Origin of the sequence: Ensifer sp. 4252 (assembly GCF_050434565.1) — a bacterium.
Lineage (GTDB): Bacteria > Pseudomonadota > Alphaproteobacteria > Rhizobiales > Rhizobiaceae > Ensifer.
On record NZ_JBNDIU010000002.1, the window covers coordinates 322,828 to 340,630 of the forward strand.

Here is a 17,803-nt window from a genome sequence, read left to right on the forward strand (position 1 = left end):
TTTGGAACGATCCAAATTTCCGACGTGATAAACTCAAACCGCGCTCGCCCTTGCGAGCCCCTGACTGCCCTGCACTTTTCCTAGAGTCGTCCGATCGACAGGCCGCCATCTGCCTGGATGACCGAGCCGGTGGCGAAGGCGAATTTCCCGCTGGCAAGCCCGGCGGCGATGTTGCCGATGTCTTCCGGCTCGCCCCAGCGCTTCATCGGCACCAGGCCGCCGTCGATCAAGGCATCGTATTTCGCCGAAACGCCGGCGGTCATGTCGGAGCGGATGATGCCCGGCCGGATTTCGAAGACGGAAATGCCGGTATCGGCGAGCCGCAAGGCAAGCCCCTGGCTGAAGGCGGCAAGGCCGGCCTTGGTCATGCAATAGTCGAGCCGTTCGGTCGAACTCATGCTTGCCGAAACCGAGGTGATGTTGATGATCGAGCGCGGTGTCGCGTCGGGACCATCTGTAAGCATCGAGCGCAGCACGGCTTGCGTAAAGAACACCGTGCCGCGCAGATTGGTGGCGACGATCGTGTCGAAATTCTCCGGCAGCAGATCGAGAAAATCACCGCGCGCGACGGAGGCGATGCCGGCATTGTTGACGAGGCAGCGGATCGGGCCAAGCGCCTGGCGGATGCCGGCCACGGTTGCGGGATGCGCACCGACATCGGCGAGATTGGCCTCGAGGTAGATGGCTCGGCCGCCCTGTGTCGACAGCTCGGACAGTGTGGCTTGCGTCGTCTGGTCTGCTGCACCAAGGCCAGTCAGCGCGATGTCGAAACCGTCACGCGCCAGCGCACGGGCAACGCCGAGCCCGATGCCGCGCCGACCGCCGGTAACAACAGCCACGGGACGCGTTGATGTCGTCATGCGCTCAGCTCCTTCGCAACGATATGGTCGGCGACGCGCAGCGCCTGCGCCGCCACGGTCAGCGCCGGGTTGACCGCGGCAGAGGTCGGCAGGAAGCCGGCATCGACGACAAAGAGGTTCGGATGATCGAAGGCGCGGCAATGGACATCAAGCGGCGCTTGCCGAGGATCGGTGCCGATCCGGACCGTGCCGCACTGGTGCGACGGCGTGCGCTTGTCGAAGGCCTGGGAAAGCACGAGCGGATAGCCTGCAGCCTTGAAGTGCGCGCGCATCTTCGCCTCAAGCCCGGAAAGCGCCTCCATGTTCGAGCGTCGCCACTGCATGATGATGCCCTTGCCGTCGACCATGATGCGGCTTTCCGGGTTCGGCAGGTCCTCGGTCATCAGGTACCAGTCGACCGCATGACCGGCCATGAAGTCGAATGCGAAGCGCGGCGCCCAGACCGGCGCGTTGGCCTTGAGGATGTCACCGTTGATCTTGCCGAGCAGTTGGACATTGCCGAGTGGCAAACCGTCCCTGCCGCCGGTCAGGTAATAATCGTTCAGCATCAGCGTCTTCTGGTAGATGCTGTCATTGCGCCGGAACGGATTGATCGCCAGCATGGCGCTGCAATTGTGGTTCATGAAGTTGCGGCCGACCTGGTCGGAAGCGTTGGCGAGCCCCTTGCCGTCGCCGGAGCGCAGCAGGATGGCGGCCGAGTTGATCGCGCCCGCCGACAGGATCACCAGTTTGGGCGAAAGGCGCTTCTTCTCGCCCCTATGGGTGTAATGGATCGCCTCGATCCGGCCACCCGGACCTGCTTCCAGCGTGTCGACATGCGCAGAGGTGATCAGCTCGATATTGGGGTCCTTCAGCGCGTTGGCGAGCGATGCGGTCTCGGCATCCCTCTTGCCCTCGCCGGTGTTGGGAAACCCGTCCCATGGCGTGCGTCCGCCGGAAAGCCACGTGTCGATATCGACACCGAGCGGCAATGTCGCCGGATTGAGCCCCTGCGCCTTCAGTTCGGCGCGCGCGCGGGCAATGGCCGGCTCGTCCGGCACTGGACCGTGAGGATAGGGCGAGCCGTGGAACGGCTCCGTCGGGTCCTGACCCAATTCGCCGCGCACTTCGAACAATTGCTCGGCTTTGCCGTACCACGGCTCCAGCTCTTCATAGGGAAAGGGCCAGGCCGGCGAAACGCCGCCAAGATGTTGCATCTCGGTGAAATCCTCAGCACGGTAGCGCAACAGCACCGCGCCGAAGAGTTTGGAATTGCCGCCGACGAAATAGAAATTTCCCGGATTGAACTCCGTGCCATCAGCTTCGCGCCACATCTCCTTGGGCCGGAAATGGCCCTTGACGAAGATCGAGCTGTAGCTGCGCGCTTCCGGTGTGTCCGGCAGACGCTCGCCGCGCTCGAGTATGGCTATGCGAGCACCGGAGCCGGCGAGCCCGGCAGCAATGGTCGACCCACCAATCCCCGACCCTATGATGACGATATCCGGCTCTTTCGGCATGGCTCAGGTCACGCGATCCGTTGCTGCGTCTGAGGATCGAAGAACACCGCCTTGTCGAGATTGAAAGCGAGCTGCGACGTCTGGCCGGGCGCGATGCGCGCATCGGCACGCAGGCGGGCGACGACTTCCTTGCCGCCGAGACGGGTCACCGCGAAGGTGTCCGAGCCCGCGGGCTCGACCACCTCGATCAGGCATTCGCCCTCGACGATCGCCTTGGCATTGCGGTCGGCACCATCAGGATCGGTCAGCGCTTCCGGACGAATGCCGAAGACGACGTCCTTGCCGGCATAGCCAGAGAGAGCGCCGCTGGCATGGGGCACCGTCAGCTTCATCGGTTCGGCGTTCGGGCGCGCCAGCGTGACGGCGACATCGGCGCCGTTCTTTTCGATGCGCGCGGTCAACAGGTTCATGGCCGGCGAGCCCATGAAGTCGGCGACGAACATGTTGGCCGGGTTGTTGTAGATCTCGGCCGGCGTTCCGAACTGCTGCAGCACGCCGTCCTTCAAAACCGCGATCTTCGTTGCCAGCGTCATCGCCTCGATCTGGTCGTGCGTAACGTAGACGATCGTCGTCTTCATCCGGTGGTGCAGGCGCTTGATCTCGGTACGCATGTCGACGCGCAGCTTGGCGTCGAGGTTCGACAATGGTTCGTCGAAGAGAAAGACCTGCGGATTGCGTACGAGCGCGCGGCCCATGGCGACGCGCTGGCGCTGGCCGCCGGAGAGCTGGCTCGGCTTACGGTCGAGCAGATGGCCGATCTGCAGCATGTCGGCGACCTGCTTGATCGCCTTCTCGCGTTCGTCCTTCGGCACGCCACGGATTTCCATGCCGAAGGCGATGTTGCCGGCAACCGTCATGTTCGGATAGAGCGCGTAGGACTGGAACACCATGGCGATGTCGCGCTTCGACGGATGCAGATCGGCGACCGACCGCCCGTTGATGGCGATCTCCCCCGACGTGATCGGCTCGAGACCGGCAATGGTGTTGAGCAGAGTGGACTTGCCGCAGCCGGACGGACCGACGAGCACGAGAAACCCGCCCTCGTCGATCTCCAGATTGATGTCCTTCAGGATCTCGAGCGAGCCGTAGGATTTGCGCAGGTTGCTGATTTTGAGGAAAGACATGGGCTTATCCTTTCACGGCGCCGGACATCAGCCCGCGGACGAAGTAGCGGCCGGACACGATGTAGACGATGAGCGTTGGCAGGGCGGCGAGGATCGCGCCTGCGAAGTGAACGTTGTATTCCTTGACCCCGGTCGACGACGAAACGAGATTGTTGAGCGCCACCGTCATCGGCGTCGAGGACGCACCGGAGAAGGATGCCCCGAACAGGAAGTCGTTCCAGATATTGGTGAACTGCCAGATGACCGAGACGACGATGATCGGGCCGGACGAGGGCAGCAGGATCCGCCAGAAGATCTGGAAGAAGCTGGCGCCGTCGATCTGCGCCGCACGCACGAGTTCCGTCGGGAAGGCTTCATAATAATTGCGGAAATAGAGCGTGGTGAAGCCGAGACCGTAGATCACGTGGACGAAGATCAGCCCCCAGATCGATCCGGCTAGGCCGATGATGCCGAGCACGCGCGCCATCGGGATCAGCACGATCTGGAACGGGATGAAGCACGACAGAAGCAGCATGCCGAAGAAGATGTTGGCACCGGGGAAACGCCACTTGGTCAGCACGTAGCCATTGAGCGCACCGATCATCGTCGAAATCGCGACGGCGGGCACCACCATCAGGATGGAGTTGATGAAGAACGGCTTCAGGCCTGTCGGCTGAACCCCGATCTGCGCCGTCGACCAGGCGGAAAGCCACGGTTCCAGCGTCAGGGTCTGCGGCAGGTTGAGCATGCCACCCTGGCGGATCTCATCGAGCGGCTTCAGCGAGTTGACCAGCATCACGTAGAGTGGCAGCAGCGAATAGAGCGCGAAAACGATCAGCGCCGTGTAGATCAGCGCCCGCGTCAGGCGGTTGTGCGAGATGACATTGTCTGGGCTGGGGGCGCTCATGGGCGTTTTCCTCCGCGGATTTCGGAGTAGAGATAGGGAACGATGATGGAGAAGATCATCACCAGCATGATGATGGCCGACGAGGCGCCGATGCCCATCTGGTTGCGGGTGAAGGTATAGGAATACATGAAGGTCGCCGGCAGTTCGGTCGCCTGGCCCGGCCCGCCGCCGGTGAGAGCGATGATCAGGTCGTAGGCCTTGATCGCCAGATGCGCGAGAACGACGAAGGCAGAGAGAAAGACCGGCCGCATCAAGGGAATGATGATCCGGCGATAGATCGTCGATGTCGGTGCGCCATCGATCTGCGCCGCCTTGATGATCTCGTTGTCGACGCCGCGCAGGCCGGCGAGGAACATTGCCATGATAAAGCCGGTCGATTGCCAGACGGCGGCGATCACCACGCAATAGATCGCGTAGTTACGGTCCTTGATCCAGTTGAACGAGAAGCTCTCCCAGCCCCAGAGGTGCATGGTGTTTTCAAGCCCGATGCCGGGATCGAGAAACCACTTCCAGGCCGTGCCGGTCACGATGAACGACAGCGCCATCGGATAGAGGTAGATCGGCCGCAGGAAACCTTCCGCCCGGATCTTCTGGTCGAGCAGGATCGCAAGTCCAAGCCCCAGCACCGAGCAGATGGCGATGTAGAGCGAGGCGAAGATCGCCAGGTTGCTCACCGCCCGCCACCAGTGCGGCAGGGCCCAGAGCTTCTGATAATTGCTGAAACCGACGAAATTGTAGGACGGCAGCATCTTGCTGTCCGTCATCGACAGGAAGCCGGTATAGGCGATGAAGCCATAAACAAAGATCAGGACGATAACGAAGCTCGGGGCGAGGACCAGCTTCGGTATCAGGTCCTGCAATCGACTGCGGTTATCCATGAACGTTCACCACTTCTGGCGCTCAGCCGTCGGGAAACTCCCTGGTATCGGCATCCGCGCAGGTTCTTTGTATCAAACCGCCCCCCTTGCGTCCGCGATGGACGCGGCGCTTCGAAGACGCTTGCATGTCAGAATGGGTGCCCGGGACGCTTGCTCGCGTCCCGGACCGGGCCTAGCCCGTTACTTCGCAGCCGCGACGGCGGCGACGAGTTCCTTGACGGCCTCATCGGAGGTCAGTTCACCGTTGAACTCGCGCGTCACGACGTCGTAGATCGCGTTCTTGACGGCAGCCGGATTGGCATGGCCATGCGCCATGGAGCCGAAAAGCGTGCCGTTGGTGTTGGCTTCGGCGAGATCCTTGATGCCCTTCTTGCCGCAAGCGTCGAAGTCGGTATCCGGAACGTCGGTGCGGGCCGGAACCGAACCCTTGACGACGTTGAAGGCCGACTGGAAGGTCGGGCTTTCAATCGCCGACGCCATCTGCAACTGAGCAGGAATCTTGTCGTCGGCAACCTTGAACATCGCGAACTGGTCGGAGTTGAAGGTGACCGAGCCTTGCGTACCCGGGTAGCGCATGCAGACGAAATCGGTGCCCGGCACCTTCTTCGCCTTCAGGAACTCGCCCTTGGCCCAGTCGCCCATGAACTGCATGCCGGCCTTGTTCTCGATGACCATTGCCGAGGCGAGGTTCCAGTCACGACCGGAGAAGTTGTCGTCGACATAGGAGCGCAGCTTCGTCATGCGATCGAAGGCTTCCTTCATCTTGTCGCCGCCGAGCGCTGCCGGATCGAGATCGATGAAGGCCTGCTTGTAGAAGTCGGTACCGAGCGAGAGCACGACGGCGTCGAAGATCGTCGCGTCCTGCCACGGCTGGCCGCCATGGGCGATCGGCGTGAGGCCCTGAGCCTTGAAGTTGTCGAGAAGGGCGATGAGCTCGTCCCAGTTCGTCGGCTCCTTGCCGCCGGCCTTGTCCAGCGCAGCCTTGTTGATCCAGACCCAGTTGGTCGAGTGGACGTTGACCGGAGCAGCGATCCAGTGGCCGTCATACTTCGAGAACTGCTGCAGGGCCGTCGGGATGACCTTGTCCCAGCCTTCCTTGGCAGCGGTTTCGTCCAGGTTGCCGAGCGCGCCTTCCTTGGCCCAGTCGAGAATGTCGAAACCGAGCATCTGCACCGCGGTCGGAGCGTTGCCCGAGGTGACGCGGGCGCGAAGCACGGTCATGGCTTCCGTGCCGCCGCCGCCGGCGACCGGCATGTCGGTCCAGGAAATACCCTTGCCTTCGAGGTCCTTCTTCAGAACGTCGAGCGCGGCAGCTTCACCGCCAGATGTCCACCAGTGAAGCACTTCCACGTTTTCTGCTGCGCGCGCGGCGGTGGCCGCCATCATCAGCGCCACAACAGCCGTCGTCGTCATCAACTTGCGCATCGTTATCCTCCCGTTTGCAAGTTATCGAAGCGGAACCTCCTCCCGCCTCGGATATCGCACCGCCTAAGGCAGCGGCTGGCCAATTTAAAACGTTATAAATTCAGCAAGTCAAGCATTCCACACGCGTGCGTTTCTTCACCTCAAGAAGCAGTTGAATTTGCTGAATTATATACGACAGTTGGCATTTCGCAGCGCAGCAATCCATGCCGCGTCGCGAGATTTAAAACGTTTTCATGATTCGATTGCCTAAGCGTTCGTGCCACGTTACAAAAGCCGCTCTTGCCCGCCTTGAGGATGACTAGCATTGGCCGATCCCCCCAAGTCCGCCCGTTCCGAAGACATTGGCTCGCCCGCCCGACGCGGCAAGCCGACCCTTCGCACGATCGCCGAGATCACCGGGCTTGCGGTCACCACCGTTTCGCGCGCCCTTGCCGAAGCGCCGCAAATCTCCGCCGACACCCGCAAGCGGGTTCGCGAGGTGGCGATCGAAATCGGCTATTCGCCCGATCGCGCCGCCCAGCGCCTGAAGACCGGCCGCACCAACGTCATTGCCGTCCTGCTCGACCCGCACGAGGAAATCCTCGGCTACGGCACCTCGATCATGAGCGGCATCTCCAAGGCGCTGCAGGGCACGTCCTACCATGTGATCGTCATGCCGAACTTCCTCAACACGACCAATGTCGAGGCGGTCAACTACATCACCCGCAACAGCATGGCGGACGGCCTGATCTTCTCGCGCACCGAACCGCTCGATCCGCGCGTCATGCTGCTTTCGGAGATCGGTTTTCCGTTCGTGACCCACGGACGCACCGAGCTTTCGACGCCGCACGCCTATGTCGACTATGACAACTTCACCTTCTCCTATCAGGCCACCCGTCGGTTGATCGCCAAGGGGCGCCGCAAGCCGGCACTGATCAGCGGCCCGGCCGGCTTCACCTTCGCCGGGCATCTGCAGCACGGTTTCATGACCGCCGTGCGCGAGGCGGGCTGCGCCTACGAAATCCTCTCCGGCATCGATCTCGACAGTCCCGCCGGTGACATTCGCGACCGTGTGCGCCAGCGTTGCGGCGAGCCCGATCCGCCCGACAGTTTCATGTGCGGCGGTGAAGTCTGCGCTCTCGCCACCATCACCGGCATGAGCGATTGCGGCCTGACGCTCGGCAACGAATACGACATCGTCGCCAAGCAGACGTCGCACCTTTTGGGCGCAATCCAGCCTCAAGTCGAGACGATCTACGAGGACCTGACGGCCACGGGCGAGGACATGGGCCGCGTGCTGCTCCAGCGTATCGGCGGCGAAACCGATGTCGACAAGGTGCAGTTGCTGCTCGCTCCGCAGATCCCCTCCAACTGGTCGATATCGGGCTGAGCCGCGCGACGACGACCGGGCGGCGGCGTGCCGTGACGCCCCTTCCCGTTTCGTTGTTGCGATCCCTGCCCTCATCGTCCGTCTCCTCACATCCCCGGAGTTAGCGCGGCATCCACCAGCCGGTGCGCGCGCCGATGTGCATGTTGAGCGTCTTGGTTTCGGTGTAGTCCTCGACCGCATGCCGGCCGAGTTCGCGGCCGAGGCCGGACTGGCGATAACCACCGAACGGCAGCTCGGAAGCCCCATCCATGAAGGTGTTCATCCAGACCGTGCCGGCGCGCACGCGGCGGCCGATGGTCAGGCAGGTGTCAAAGTCGCGGCTCCAGACACCGGCCGACAGACCGTAGTCAATGGAGTTGGCAATACGAATGGCTTCGTCAGTGGTCTCGAAGGTCAGCACCGACAGCACCGGACCGAAAACCTCCTCGCGGGCAACAGCCATGTCGGGCCGGACCTGCGAAAGAATGGTCGGCGCCATGAACTGGCCCATGCCGAGATCGAGTGCCTCACCGCCATGGGCGACGGCGGCGCCGTCCTTCGATGCGGCAGAAACATAGCCGGCAATCTTTTCCAGATGCTGTGGCGTGATGATCGCACCGACCTGGGTTTCCGGATCGAGCGGATCGCCGACCTTGACCTTGGCCGCGAGCGCTGCAATCCTAGCCGTCACCTCCTCGGCGATATCGCGGTGAAGGATCAGCCGTGAGCCGGCATTGCAGCATTCGCCGGCATTGAAGTACGCGCCGAACACGGCCGCATCGATGAATTCGTCGAGGTTGGCGTCGGGGAAGACAATCTGCGGGTTCTTGCCGCCGAGTTCGAGCGACACCTTCTTCAAGGTCTGTGCGGCATTGGCCATCGTCAGACGGCCGACCCCGGTCGAGCCGGTGAAGGAGATCATGTCGACATCTCCGTGCGTCGTCATCGGTGCGCCGACCTCGGGACCGGTGCCGGTGATGATATTGACGACACCGGCCGGCACGCCCGCCGCTTCGAGAATTTCGCCGAGCACGAGCGTCGAGGCGGAGGTAAGTTCCGAAGGCTTGACCACCGCGGTGCAGCCGGCAGCAAGCGCAAAAGGCAGCTTCTGGCTGACGATCAGGAACGGGAAGTTCCACGGCGTGATGATCGAAACGACGCCGATCGCCTCGCGTAAGACCACACCGAGCGTGCCATCGCCAAGCGCATTGTAGCTTTCGCCGTGAAGATCGCGGGCAAGGGCGGCAGCATAACGCCAGATATCGGCAGCGCCGCCGAGCTCGCCCTTGGCCTGACTGATCGGCTTTCCCGATTCGATGGCATCGAGGAAGGCAAGCTCGTCGGCGCGCGCGGCAATCATGTCGGCCGCCTTGAGCAGGATCAGCGACCGCTCGGACGCGGTCATGCGCGGCCAGGGGCCGTCGTCGAAAGCGCGACGGGCAGCAGAAATCGCCCGCTCGGCATCGATGGTCGCTGCCGCCTGATAGCGGCTGACGACGACGCCGTGGCCGGGTGCGACACGCTCGATCGTGCGTCCATCGGCGCTGTCGACCCATTTGCCGTCGATCAGCATCTGGAACGTGCGAACCTTGTGATCGCCAAGTGCCTTGGGCCTCACCAGAACCGTCATTACCATTCTCCCTTGAACTGGGCTTCGCGCTTTTCGGAAAAGGCTGCGACGCCTTCCCTGAGGTCGCCGGTCTTCGCGACGAGGATGGATCCCAGCGCTTCGACCGCAGCACCTTTGTCCTCGCCGTTCGCCGAAGCGATCATCAGCTTTGAAATTTCGAGTGCGGCCGGGCCGCGCTTGGCGACGCGGGCTGCGTAGTCGCGTGCTGCCTGCATAACCGTTCCGGTCTCGACGACCGCATCGACCAGGCCTTCGGCCTTCGCCGTCTCGGCCGTGAACATCTCGCCGCCGAGCACCATGCGCCGGACGATCTGCACGCCGAAACGGACGACAAGGCGCTGCGTGCCCGACCAGCCGGGCACCATGCCGAGGCTTGTTTCCGGCAGGCCGATCTTGATCTGGCTTTCGGCGATCCGGATGTCGGCCGCAGCGGCCAGTTCCAGGCCGCCGCCGAGCGCATGGCCGTTGAGCGCTGCGATGACGGGCATTCTCAATGTCGCCAGCCGCTCGAAGACGCGATGGCCGAAGCGCACCCAGTCATGACCGAAGGCTGCGGCATCCATACCGCCCCAGGCCTTGATGTCGCCGCCAGCAGAAAAAGCCTTGCCCTCACCCGTCAGGATCAGCACGCGCACTTCGCGCATCGTCTCGACCGTATCGCAGGCCGCGGCAAGCGCCTTCAGCATGTCGATGTCGAAGGCATTGAGCTTGTCCGGACGGGCGACGGTCATCGTCGCAATCGCACCGTCGACAGCGATCCGGATGCGGTCCTCAGACATGGACGCCTCCGGCAAGCGTACGGGCAGCCTTGACCGGCAAGGTCAGGCCGATCGGCGCCTCGCGGAAGAGTGCTGCATCCATCGTCTTCAAACGATCGGACACAATCAGCGGAAACTCGGACTGATCGAGAATATGTGCCTGCAGGTCGACGCCCGGCGCGATCTCGGTCAGCATCACGCCTTCCGGCGTCAGCTTCATCACGCAGCGCTCGGTGACATAGGTGATGTCCTGCCCCTGCTCGATGCCGCGGCGGCCGGAGAAGGTGACGTGTTCGACCTCGTTGACGAGTTTCTTGAGCTTGCCTTCCTTCTCGATCACCAGCTTGCCATCGGCGACGGCAAGCTTCGCCGCGGCGTTGAACATGCCGGAAAAGACGATCTTCTTCGCCCGGGCGGTGATGTCGACGAAGCCGCCGGCACCAGCCGTCACATGCGGCCGGAAGGAGAGCTTCGAGACATTGACGGAACCGTTACGGTCGATTTCGAGGAAGGAGAGCAGCGAGGCATCGAAGCCCGCTCCCTGGAAATAGGTGAACTGATACGGCGATGGCATGAAGGCGTCGGCGTTGGAAGCACAGCCGAAGGCGAAATCGAGGAGCGGCACGCCACCGACGGCCCCCTGTTCGATCACCCAGGTGACGGCACCGTGCAAGCCCTCCTCGAGCAGGATGCGCGGCACATTGGCCGAAATGCCGAAGCCGAGATTGACGGCGCTGCCCGCCTGCAGTTCCTGCGCCACCCGGCGGGCGATCACCTTCTGGATGTTGAATTCCGGCACGCGGAAGCTGTCGAGCGGGCGGAAGATCTCGCCGGAGATGGCCGGATCATAGAGCGTCTGCGTCGTCTGCTTCTGGTCGGGATCGACGACGACATAATCGACGAGCACACCGGGCACCCGCACGTCGTGCGGCTTCAACGAGCCTTCCTTGGTGATGCGCTTGACCTGGGCAATGACGATGCCGCCGTTGTTGCGCGCGGCCAGCGCCTGGTCGAGACCGCCGAGATAGGCGCCCTCGTGCTCATAGGTGAGATTGCCGCGCTCGTCCGCCGTCGTCGCGCGAATGATTGCGACCTGAGGAGCAATCGCCTTGAAATAGAGCCAGTCCTCGCCTTCGAAGGCGATTTTCTTGACCACCGGTTCGGTTGCGGCGGACGCATTCATGGCGCAGCCTTCGCGCGACGGATCGACAAAAGTGTCGAGCCCGACCTTGGTCATCACGCCGGGGCGCTTCGCCGCCGCCTCGCGGTGCATGTCGAAGAGGATACCGGAGGGAACGTTGTAAGCCGCAACCTCGTCGGCGCCGATCATCTGCCAGATCAGGGGCGGCTCGGCGCTCGACGGGCCGGAGGGGTAGGAGCCACCGATAATCTTCTTCAGAAGTCCCTTCTTGGCGATGTAATCGACGCCCTTGATGCCGCTCATGTCGCCGGCGGCGATCGGGTGCAGCGTCGTCAGGTCACGGGGATGGCCGGTCGCATCGAAGCGCTCGCCGATCGCCTTCAGCATCAGGTCCGGGCAGCCGAGGCCACTTGAGGAGGAGACCGAAACGACGGCATCATCCGGGATCAACGCGGCGGCTTCAACGGGTGAAATATGCTTGCTCATCGACATCAACTCAAAGTCCCGTTTCGATCGCAACCGCCTGGCCGGTCGCTGCTGCCTTGACGACGGCAAGGCCGGTTGCGAGCGACCAGACACCGTCCTCGCCGGTTGCCGCGGGCTGGCCGTGGCCTTCGATCGCTGCATGAAACGCCGCAAGGGCTGTTTCGTAGAGATTGCCCGGATCGAGCGGCAGCAGGCTTTCGCCCTCGCCATTGCGCAAGGTGACCGTGCCGACCGGTTTCTGCGTCATGACGTTGCGGCCGATCAGCGACCCTTCCGTGCCGTGGACTTCGAACCCGGTCTCGGCGAACTTGGTGGTGAAGGCGTCGTGGAACTGGGCAATGACGCCCGACTGGAAGCGCAACACGCCCATGACGCCATCCTCCAGCCCCTCCTTGGCCATGCCGGCGCTATGGCTGATCGCCACTGCCTCGGCCGGATCGTCGTTGAGGACGAAACGCAGGGTGTCGGCGTCGTGCACGGTGATGTCGAGAATGACGCCGCCGCCGGCTTCCGGCCGCTCCAGCCGCCAGCCCTGCAGATGCGGCGGCAGATAGACCGCGTGGAAGACCCGCGCCGCAATCGGCCGGCCGATCCGGCCTTCGGCGATGGCGTCTCGCATCGCCCGGTGGGCGGCGGCGTTGCGCAGGTGATGGTTGGTGCCAAGCACCACGCTGGCTTCGCGCGCAGCGACAACCATTTCGCGCGCATCCTCCAGCGTCATCGCCAGCGGCTTTTCGCACAGCACGTGCTTGCCGGCGCGAATGGCCGCCAGCGTCTGCTCGCGATGCAGCTCGTTGGTGGTCGAGACATAGACGGCTTTGACATCAGGATCACCGACCAGCTCCTCGACCGACGTCACTGACTTGCCGATGCCGTTTTCCGTGGCATAGAGAGCCCCGCGCTCGGAGCTGGTGCTCATCACCGAAACCACCTCGCCACCCGCCGCACGAATTGCGCCGATCACCCATTCACGCGCGATCGTGCTCGCGCCGATCAGACCCCACCCAATCATGACAATGCCTCCCTCGTTCTCCGCTCGATCGCGGCACCACAGCTCTGGCGAACGACGAGACGCACCGAACCGATGATCGATTCCGCCTCCGCCTTGCCCGCATTGATCTGCTTCAGCAGCAATTCGGCTGCCCTCTGCCCCATGCCTTGCGGATCGACGGACACGGTCGTCAGTGCCGGTACCGCCGTCTTCGCCTCGATCACATCGTCGAAGCCGATGACGGCAAAGTCGGCGCCCGGTTCCAGCCGCCGCGCCCGCAGGCCGTCGCAGACGCCGAAGGCGACCGCATCGTTGAAGCAGAGCGCTGCCGTCGGCCGGTCGGAGAGCATCATCGCCTGCTCGATGGCGGTGACGCCGCCGGCGCGCGATGGCGCCGAGCCGATGACAAGCGCCTCGGCCGCATCAAGCCCAGCCTCGAGCAAGGCATCGCGGTAGCCGCGCATGCGCGCCTCGAAAACAGCGGTATCAGGGAAACCGCCGAGGAAAGCGATGCGCCGATGACCGCGCTCGACCAAGTGGCGCACAGCCGCCATGGCACCGGCATGATTGTCTGACGTGAGCGAGGAAACACCGGCCCCGGCAATATCGCGAACGACAAGCACGACGGGAATGCCGCTATCGACCAAAGGCGCCAGATCGGCCGCCTCGGTACCGCGCGCCGGCGAGATGATCAGCCCGGAGACGCCGTGCTCGCGCATGGATGCCACGACCTCGCGCTGGCGCTCGATCTTTTCACTTGTATTGGCGAGAAACTGAACGAAGCCGGCCGACTGCACGACGGCATCGACACCGACCGCCAACTCCGCAAAGAAGCTGTTGGTCAGGTCATTGACGACAATGCCGATGATCTTGGACTTCGATTGGCGCAGGTTGGCCGCGCTGCGATTGTAGACATAGCCAAGCTCGCGAATTGTGGCATTGACCTTGGCGCGCGTCACTTCGTTGACCAACGGGCTACCCTGGAGGACGAGCGACACGGTCGACTTCGACACGCCGGCGGCGCGTGCGATATCGACAACTGTTACCCGTTCCTTGACCAAAGCATCCTCGCAAACGTGGCTTATTTTTTCCATTCATAATTGGAACGTTCCAAATCAGTCAAGAGGAAAGCGATCACTTTTTTGATTCTGGCGATGCCGAAGCGGAGAGAACGCAATTTGATCGATCGCAGAATCAGCGAGGTGAGAGCGTGGAAGTATTCACATATAATCTGTTATTACATTGACTTACACCAAACGTGACGTACCCCGTTCGCCCTTGATGCCAAGCCCGACAAACGAACGTCGATATTTGCCGCTTGAAATTTGGAACGATCTAAATTATTCGAATGCAACGATCCGAGGAGGAGAAGAAAGCCGATGACAAGCCTGACGCTGCCGCGCCATGACGGTTCACTTGAGCGATACAGCCTGGCGGGCACCCCGATCGAGCAGCCAAAGACCGCGCCGACCTTCAATCGCATCGCCTATGCGGCTGCCCATGTCGTGTCGGATCCGCTTCGCGATGCCGATCCCTGGGGCAATGCCGCCATCGACTGGGACCAGACATTGGCCTTCCGCCATCATCTCTGGGGCCTGGGCTTCAAGATCGCCGAAGCGATGGACACCGCCCAGCGCGGCATGGGGCTGGCCTGGCCGGGCGCACAGGAGCTGATCCGCCGCTCGCTTGCCGAGGCACGAAACGTGCCGGGGGCCGATCTTGCCTGCGGCGCCGGCACCGATCACCTGCTGCCGGCCGACGCACGCTCGCTCGACGACGTGATTGCCGCCTATGAGGAACAGATCGGCTTTGTCGAAGGTGAGGGCGGACGCGCCATCATGATGGCAAGCCGCGCGCTTGCCCGCGTCGCCCGCTCGCCCGACGATTACCGCCACGTCTACGGCCATATCCTGCGCCAGACGAAGGACAAGGTGGTGCTGCACTGGCTCGGCGACATGTTCGATCCGCAACTGAGGGGTTATTGGGGATCAGACGATTTTAAACAGGCGCTCGACGCGGTGCTGTCGATCATCGAGGCCAACCGCGAAAAGGTCGAAGGCATCAAGATCTCGTTGCTCGACAACGCCAAGGAAGTCGCCTTGCGCAACCGTCTGCCGGAGGGCGTGCTCTGCTTCACCGGCGATGACTTCAACTATGCGGAGCTGATCGAGGGCGATGGCGCGAAATACAGCCACGCGCTGCTTGGCATCTTCGATGCGGTCGCCCCCTCCGCCTCCAAGGCGCTTGCGGCCCTGGCCGCGGGTGATGTCGCCACCTTCCGCGGCGTCATCGAGCCGACAGTGCCGCTATCGCGCAAGATCTTCGAGGCGCCGACGCAGTACTACAAGGCAGGCGTCGTCTTTCTCGCCTGGCTGAACGGCCACCAGAGCCATTTCACCATGCCTTCAGGCATGCAGTCTGCGCGCGGCGTGCTGCACTACGCCGATATCTTCCGGCTTGCCGACAAGGCCAACGTGCTCGATCGACCGGAGTTGGCAGTGAAGCGGATGCAGAGCTTTCTCGCGACCCTCGGCGTGGAACAGGCCGACTGAAACGAAAAACGGCGCCCGTAAAGGGCGCCGTCCATGACCGGGGCAGGGACCCTGGCGGATGGCTTCAGAACGTCGCTGTCAGGCTCATCCAGAAGCGCCGGCCTTCCATGACAGTGTTGAAGTCGGTCTGCTCGACGGTCTTGTCCAAGAGGTTGTAAACGGCCGCGTTCAGCGTCAGGCCTTCGCCGAGCGCATATTTCGTGCCGATGTCGACGGTGGTGTAGGCGTCGTATTTCCGGCCCTGCTGGCCATTGATCGTCACCGGTTTGCCGTTGGTGCCGATACGCGCGCCGGCGGCGATCTCCTCGCCATGATAGTTGACCGAGGCCCAGGCTTCCAAACCCTTGACCGGCGTGAACCAATCGGCCCTGAGATTGGCCATATGCTCCGGTGTGCGCGCCAGCGGGAAGCCGGCATAGGTTCCGGTCTTCTGTTCGGACTGCGTGTAGGTGTAGCTGCCGCGCAGGGTCAGGTCGGCCGTGGCGTTCCAGGTCGCCGTCAGCTCGACGCCCTGAATGACGGCGTCATCGATATTGTAGTTGTACCAGAGCCGGTAGTTCGGATCCTCGCTCCAGCGCACCGGATTTCCGGCGGCGTCTAACACCAGCGAGTTGGAAATCTTGTCCTTGAAGTCGGTGTAGAAATAGGTGCCGCCGAGAATGACGTCGCCATTGTCCCAGGCGGCGCCGATTTCATAGCTCGTGCTCGATTCGGCTTTAAGGTTCGGGTCGGCGATGATCACGCCGCAAGTCCCGGCCGGACCATAGGAGCAACCGCCGCCGCCGGTCGTATAGGCATAGCCCGGCGCGATGCTGCGGATGTCTGGCGCGCGGAAACCGGTGGAGATACCGCCCTTGACCGTCAGGGTGTCGGTTGCGTCCCAGACGCCATAGAGTCGCGGGCTCAAGTGGTAGCCATATTCCTCGTGGTGATCGAGGCGCAGGCCTCCCGTCAGCGCGAAATTGTCGAGCATGCGCCATTCATCCTCGGCAAAGAGCGCCCACTGCGTTGCCGAGAATTTTTCGGTGAGCCCGGTCCGGCGTCCGGGGTTCTGGTCGGAGAGCCGCGCTTCGAAGAATTGTCCGCCGGTCACCAGCGTGTGGCTGCCGCCAAGGTCGAACGGCGTCGTGAACTTGCCGTCGATAACCGTGTTGCGAACCTCAGGCGCCCGCGCCTGCTTGGCGAAGCGGCCCTCTGTCGGATCGTAGTTGTAGTTCCGCCGCTCTGCCCATTCCTGCAGGATCGAAAAATCCGACGTCGTCGGCCCCCAACGCCCCGTATGGGAAAACGACCAGTGGTCGCGATCATTGTCGTTATAGGTGCTGACGGCTCTTGGGCCCGCCTCGATCGTATTGCCGACATTGGCTTCGCGCCGCAGCCTGGCCGTGCCGCCCTCGAGGAAGAAGTCGTGAACCTCGTTCGGCGTATAGGCAAGCCGCGCCGTCAGATCATGCTCGCGCGCGCCGGTGATGCCGGACAGGAACTTGTCCTCGCCGCGCTTCAGCCCACGCCCCCAGATCTGCATGCCGAGCGTATCCTTCAGGATCGGACCGTTCGCGTAAAACGACAGCTGACCGGAATTGCCGTAGCGCGAATGCTGCTGCATCGTGGCGTCCGTGGTGATCGACCCGTTCCAGGTATCGGAGACCTTGCGGGTGATGATGTTGATGACGCCGCCCATGGCATCGGAACCATAGAGCGACGACATTGGCCCGCGCACGATTTCGATGCGCTCGATCGCTGCCGCCGGCGGCACGAAGCTTTGCTCGAAACCGGAATTGCCGTTGGTGCGGGCATCGCGCGTGCTCTGACGCTTACCGTCGACCAGGATCAGCGTGTAGGAACCGGGCAGGCCGCGGATGAAGATATCGCGCTCGTTGGCAACACCGGTCACCGCAACACCCTGAGCATCGCGCAGCGCATCGGTCAGGTCGCGGAACGAGCCTTTTTCCAGTTCTTCGCCGGTGACCACGGTGATGCTCGCCGGTGCATCCTTGACGTTTTGCTCGAAGCCGGTCGCGGTGACGACGATCTGCTCCAGCTCCGTGGTCTTCTCCTTGCCCTTGGCTTTCTGGGCCTGGGCTTCCATCGGCACCGTCAGCGCCGTGCCGGCAAGGCAGGCATACAGAAACCGCTGCCGCCGACCGAACGACTGCCGCTCGGGCTTGCGCCGAACCGGTAACGCGAATGTGTGCCGCTCAATGCCGCTATCCACCGTGCCGCGGACC

General features: G+C 62.9%; 14 protein-coding genes. 2 read left to right on the top strand and 12 right to left on the bottom strand.

Annotated elements, in window-relative coordinates:
- Nucleotides 1-80: 80 nt before the first annotated feature.
- From ABIE33_RS08445 to ABIE33_RS08470, 6 genes are all read right to left on the bottom strand, one after another.
- Nucleotides 81-860 carry a 3-ketoacyl-ACP reductase gene (locus ABIE33_RS08445; protein WP_429123818.1) on the bottom strand — a complete coding sequence of 260 codons (780 nt, stop codon included), beginning with the start codon at nucleotides 858-860 and terminating at the stop codon, nucleotides 81-83.
- Nucleotides 857-2,356: an FAD-dependent oxidoreductase gene (locus tag ABIE33_RS08450; RefSeq protein WP_429123820.1), complete on the bottom strand. Its 1,500-nt coding sequence runs from the start codon at nucleotides 2,354-2,356 to the stop codon at nucleotides 857-859. The genes ABIE33_RS08445 and ABIE33_RS08450 overlap by 4 nt, the downstream gene beginning before the upstream one ends.
- 8 nt (nucleotides 2,357-2,364) lie before the next feature.
- Complete coding sequence (locus ABIE33_RS08455) at nucleotides 2,365-3,480, bottom strand: ABC transporter ATP-binding protein (protein ID WP_429123822.1); 1,116 nt, start codon at nucleotides 3,478-3,480, stop codon at nucleotides 2,365-2,367.
- Between the two features lie 4 nt (nucleotides 3,481-3,484).
- Complete coding sequence (locus ABIE33_RS08460; RefSeq protein WP_429123824.1) at nucleotides 3,485-4,366, bottom strand: carbohydrate ABC transporter permease; 882 nt, start codon at nucleotides 4,364-4,366, stop codon at nucleotides 3,485-3,487.
- Nucleotides 4,363-5,244, bottom strand: a complete 882-nt coding sequence (locus ABIE33_RS08465; protein ID WP_025425258.1) for a carbohydrate ABC transporter permease — start codon at nucleotides 5,242-5,244, stop codon at nucleotides 4,363-4,365. The genes ABIE33_RS08460 and ABIE33_RS08465 overlap by 4 nt, the downstream gene beginning before the upstream one ends.
- Before the next feature lie 180 nt (nucleotides 5,245-5,424).
- Nucleotides 5,425-6,657, bottom strand: a complete 1,233-nt coding sequence (locus ABIE33_RS08470) for an ABC transporter substrate-binding protein (RefSeq protein WP_429124048.1) — start codon at nucleotides 6,655-6,657, stop codon at nucleotides 5,425-5,427.
- A gap of 316 nt (nucleotides 6,658-6,973) precedes the next feature.
- Here ABIE33_RS08470 and ABIE33_RS08475 point away from each other — a divergent pair, with 316 nt between their 5' ends.
- Nucleotides 6,974-8,038 (top strand): LacI family transcriptional regulator, encoded by a 1,065-nt coding sequence (locus ABIE33_RS08475; protein WP_429123826.1) that lies wholly within the window; start codon nucleotides 6,974-6,976, stop codon nucleotides 8,036-8,038.
- Nucleotides 8,039-8,138: 100 nt separating this feature from the next.
- Here the strand turns inward: ABIE33_RS08475 and ABIE33_RS08480 are convergent, their stop codons facing one another.
- From ABIE33_RS08480 to ABIE33_RS08500, 5 genes are read right to left on the bottom strand one after another with little or no spacing between them, the layout of a single operon-like run.
- Nucleotides 8,139-9,647, bottom strand: coding sequence for an aldehyde dehydrogenase family protein (locus tag ABIE33_RS08480; RefSeq protein ID WP_429123828.1), 1,509 nt, complete (start codon nucleotides 9,645-9,647; stop codon nucleotides 8,139-8,141).
- The gene (locus ABIE33_RS08485; RefSeq protein WP_429123830.1) at nucleotides 9,647-10,426 is read right to left on the bottom strand and encodes an enoyl-CoA hydratase/isomerase family protein; all 780 of its coding nucleotides are present in this window, start codon (nucleotides 10,424-10,426) and stop codon (nucleotides 9,647-9,649) included. Before ABIE33_RS08485 ends, ABIE33_RS08480 begins: the two co-directional genes overlap by 1 nt.
- Nucleotides 10,419-12,038, bottom strand: a complete 1,620-nt coding sequence (locus ABIE33_RS08490) for an acyl CoA:acetate/3-ketoacid CoA transferase (protein WP_429123832.1) — start codon at nucleotides 12,036-12,038, stop codon at nucleotides 10,419-10,421. Before ABIE33_RS08490 ends, ABIE33_RS08485 begins: the two co-directional genes overlap by 8 nt.
- 4 nt (nucleotides 12,039-12,042) lie before the next feature.
- Nucleotides 12,043-13,044, bottom strand: a complete 1,002-nt coding sequence (locus tag ABIE33_RS08495; RefSeq protein ID WP_429123834.1) for a Gfo/Idh/MocA family protein — start codon at nucleotides 13,042-13,044, stop codon at nucleotides 12,043-12,045.
- The gene (locus tag ABIE33_RS08500) at nucleotides 13,041-14,084 is read right to left on the bottom strand and encodes a LacI family DNA-binding transcriptional regulator (protein ID WP_429124050.1); all 1,044 of its coding nucleotides are present in this window, start codon (nucleotides 14,082-14,084) and stop codon (nucleotides 13,041-13,043) included. The genes ABIE33_RS08495 and ABIE33_RS08500 overlap by 4 nt, the downstream gene beginning before the upstream one ends.
- Nucleotides 14,085-14,402: 318 nt before the next feature.
- Between ABIE33_RS08500 and ABIE33_RS08505 the strand changes: the two genes are divergently transcribed.
- The gene (locus tag ABIE33_RS08505; protein ID WP_429123836.1) at nucleotides 14,403-15,575 is read left to right on the top strand and encodes a dihydrodipicolinate synthase family protein; all 1,173 of its coding nucleotides are present in this window, start codon (nucleotides 14,403-14,405) and stop codon (nucleotides 15,573-15,575) included.
- 64 nt (nucleotides 15,576-15,639) lie between these two features.
- Here the strand turns inward: ABIE33_RS08505 and ABIE33_RS08510 are convergent, their stop codons facing one another.
- Nucleotides 15,640-17,664: a TonB-dependent receptor domain-containing protein gene (locus ABIE33_RS08510; RefSeq protein ID WP_429123837.1), complete on the bottom strand. Its 2,025-nt coding sequence runs from the start codon at nucleotides 17,662-17,664 to the stop codon at nucleotides 15,640-15,642.
- Nucleotides 17,665-17,803: the final 139 nt, after the last annotated feature.

Bases quoted from the DNA above. Each gene is read 5' to 3' on its own strand.
- ABIE33_RS08445 (WP_429123818.1), bottom strand. From the start codon at position 860: ATGACGACATCAACGCGTCCCGTGGCTGTTGTTACCGGCGGTCGGCGC.
- ABIE33_RS08450 (WP_429123820.1), bottom strand. From the start codon at position 2,356: ATGCCGAAAGAGCCGGATATCGTCATCATAGGGTCGGGGATTGGTGGG.
- ABIE33_RS08455 (WP_429123822.1), bottom strand. From the start codon at position 3,480: ATGTCTTTCCTCAAAATCAGCAACCTGCGCAAATCCTACGGCTCGCTC.
- ABIE33_RS08460 (WP_429123824.1), bottom strand. From the start codon at position 4,366: ATGAGCGCCCCCAGCCCAGACAATGTCATCTCGCACAACCGCCTGACG.
- ABIE33_RS08465 (WP_025425258.1), bottom strand. From the start codon at position 5,244: ATGGATAACCGCAGTCGATTGCAGGACCTGATACCGAAGCTGGTCCTC.
- ABIE33_RS08470 (WP_429124048.1), bottom strand. From the start codon at position 6,657: ATGACGACGACGGCTGTTGTGGCGCTGATGATGGCGGCCACCGCCGCG.
- ABIE33_RS08480 (WP_429123828.1), bottom strand. From the start codon at position 9,647: ATGACGGTTCTGGTGAGGCCCAAGGCACTTGGCGATCACAAGGTTCGC.
- ABIE33_RS08485 (WP_429123830.1), bottom strand. From the start codon at position 10,426: ATGTCTGAGGACCGCATCCGGATCGCTGTCGACGGTGCGATTGCGACG.
- ABIE33_RS08490 (WP_429123832.1), bottom strand. From the start codon at position 12,038: ATGTCGATGAGCAAGCATATTTCACCCGTTGAAGCCGCCGCGTTGATC.
- ABIE33_RS08495 (WP_429123834.1), bottom strand. From the start codon at position 13,044: ATGATTGGGTGGGGTCTGATCGGCGCGAGCACGATCGCGCGTGAATGG.
- ABIE33_RS08505 (WP_429123836.1), top strand. From the start codon at position 14,403: ATGACAAGCCTGACGCTGCCGCGCCATGACGGTTCACTTGAGCGATAC.
- ABIE33_RS08510 (WP_429123837.1), bottom strand. From the start codon at position 17,664: ATGGAAGCCCAGGCCCAGAAAGCCAAGGGCAAGGAGAAGACCACGGAG.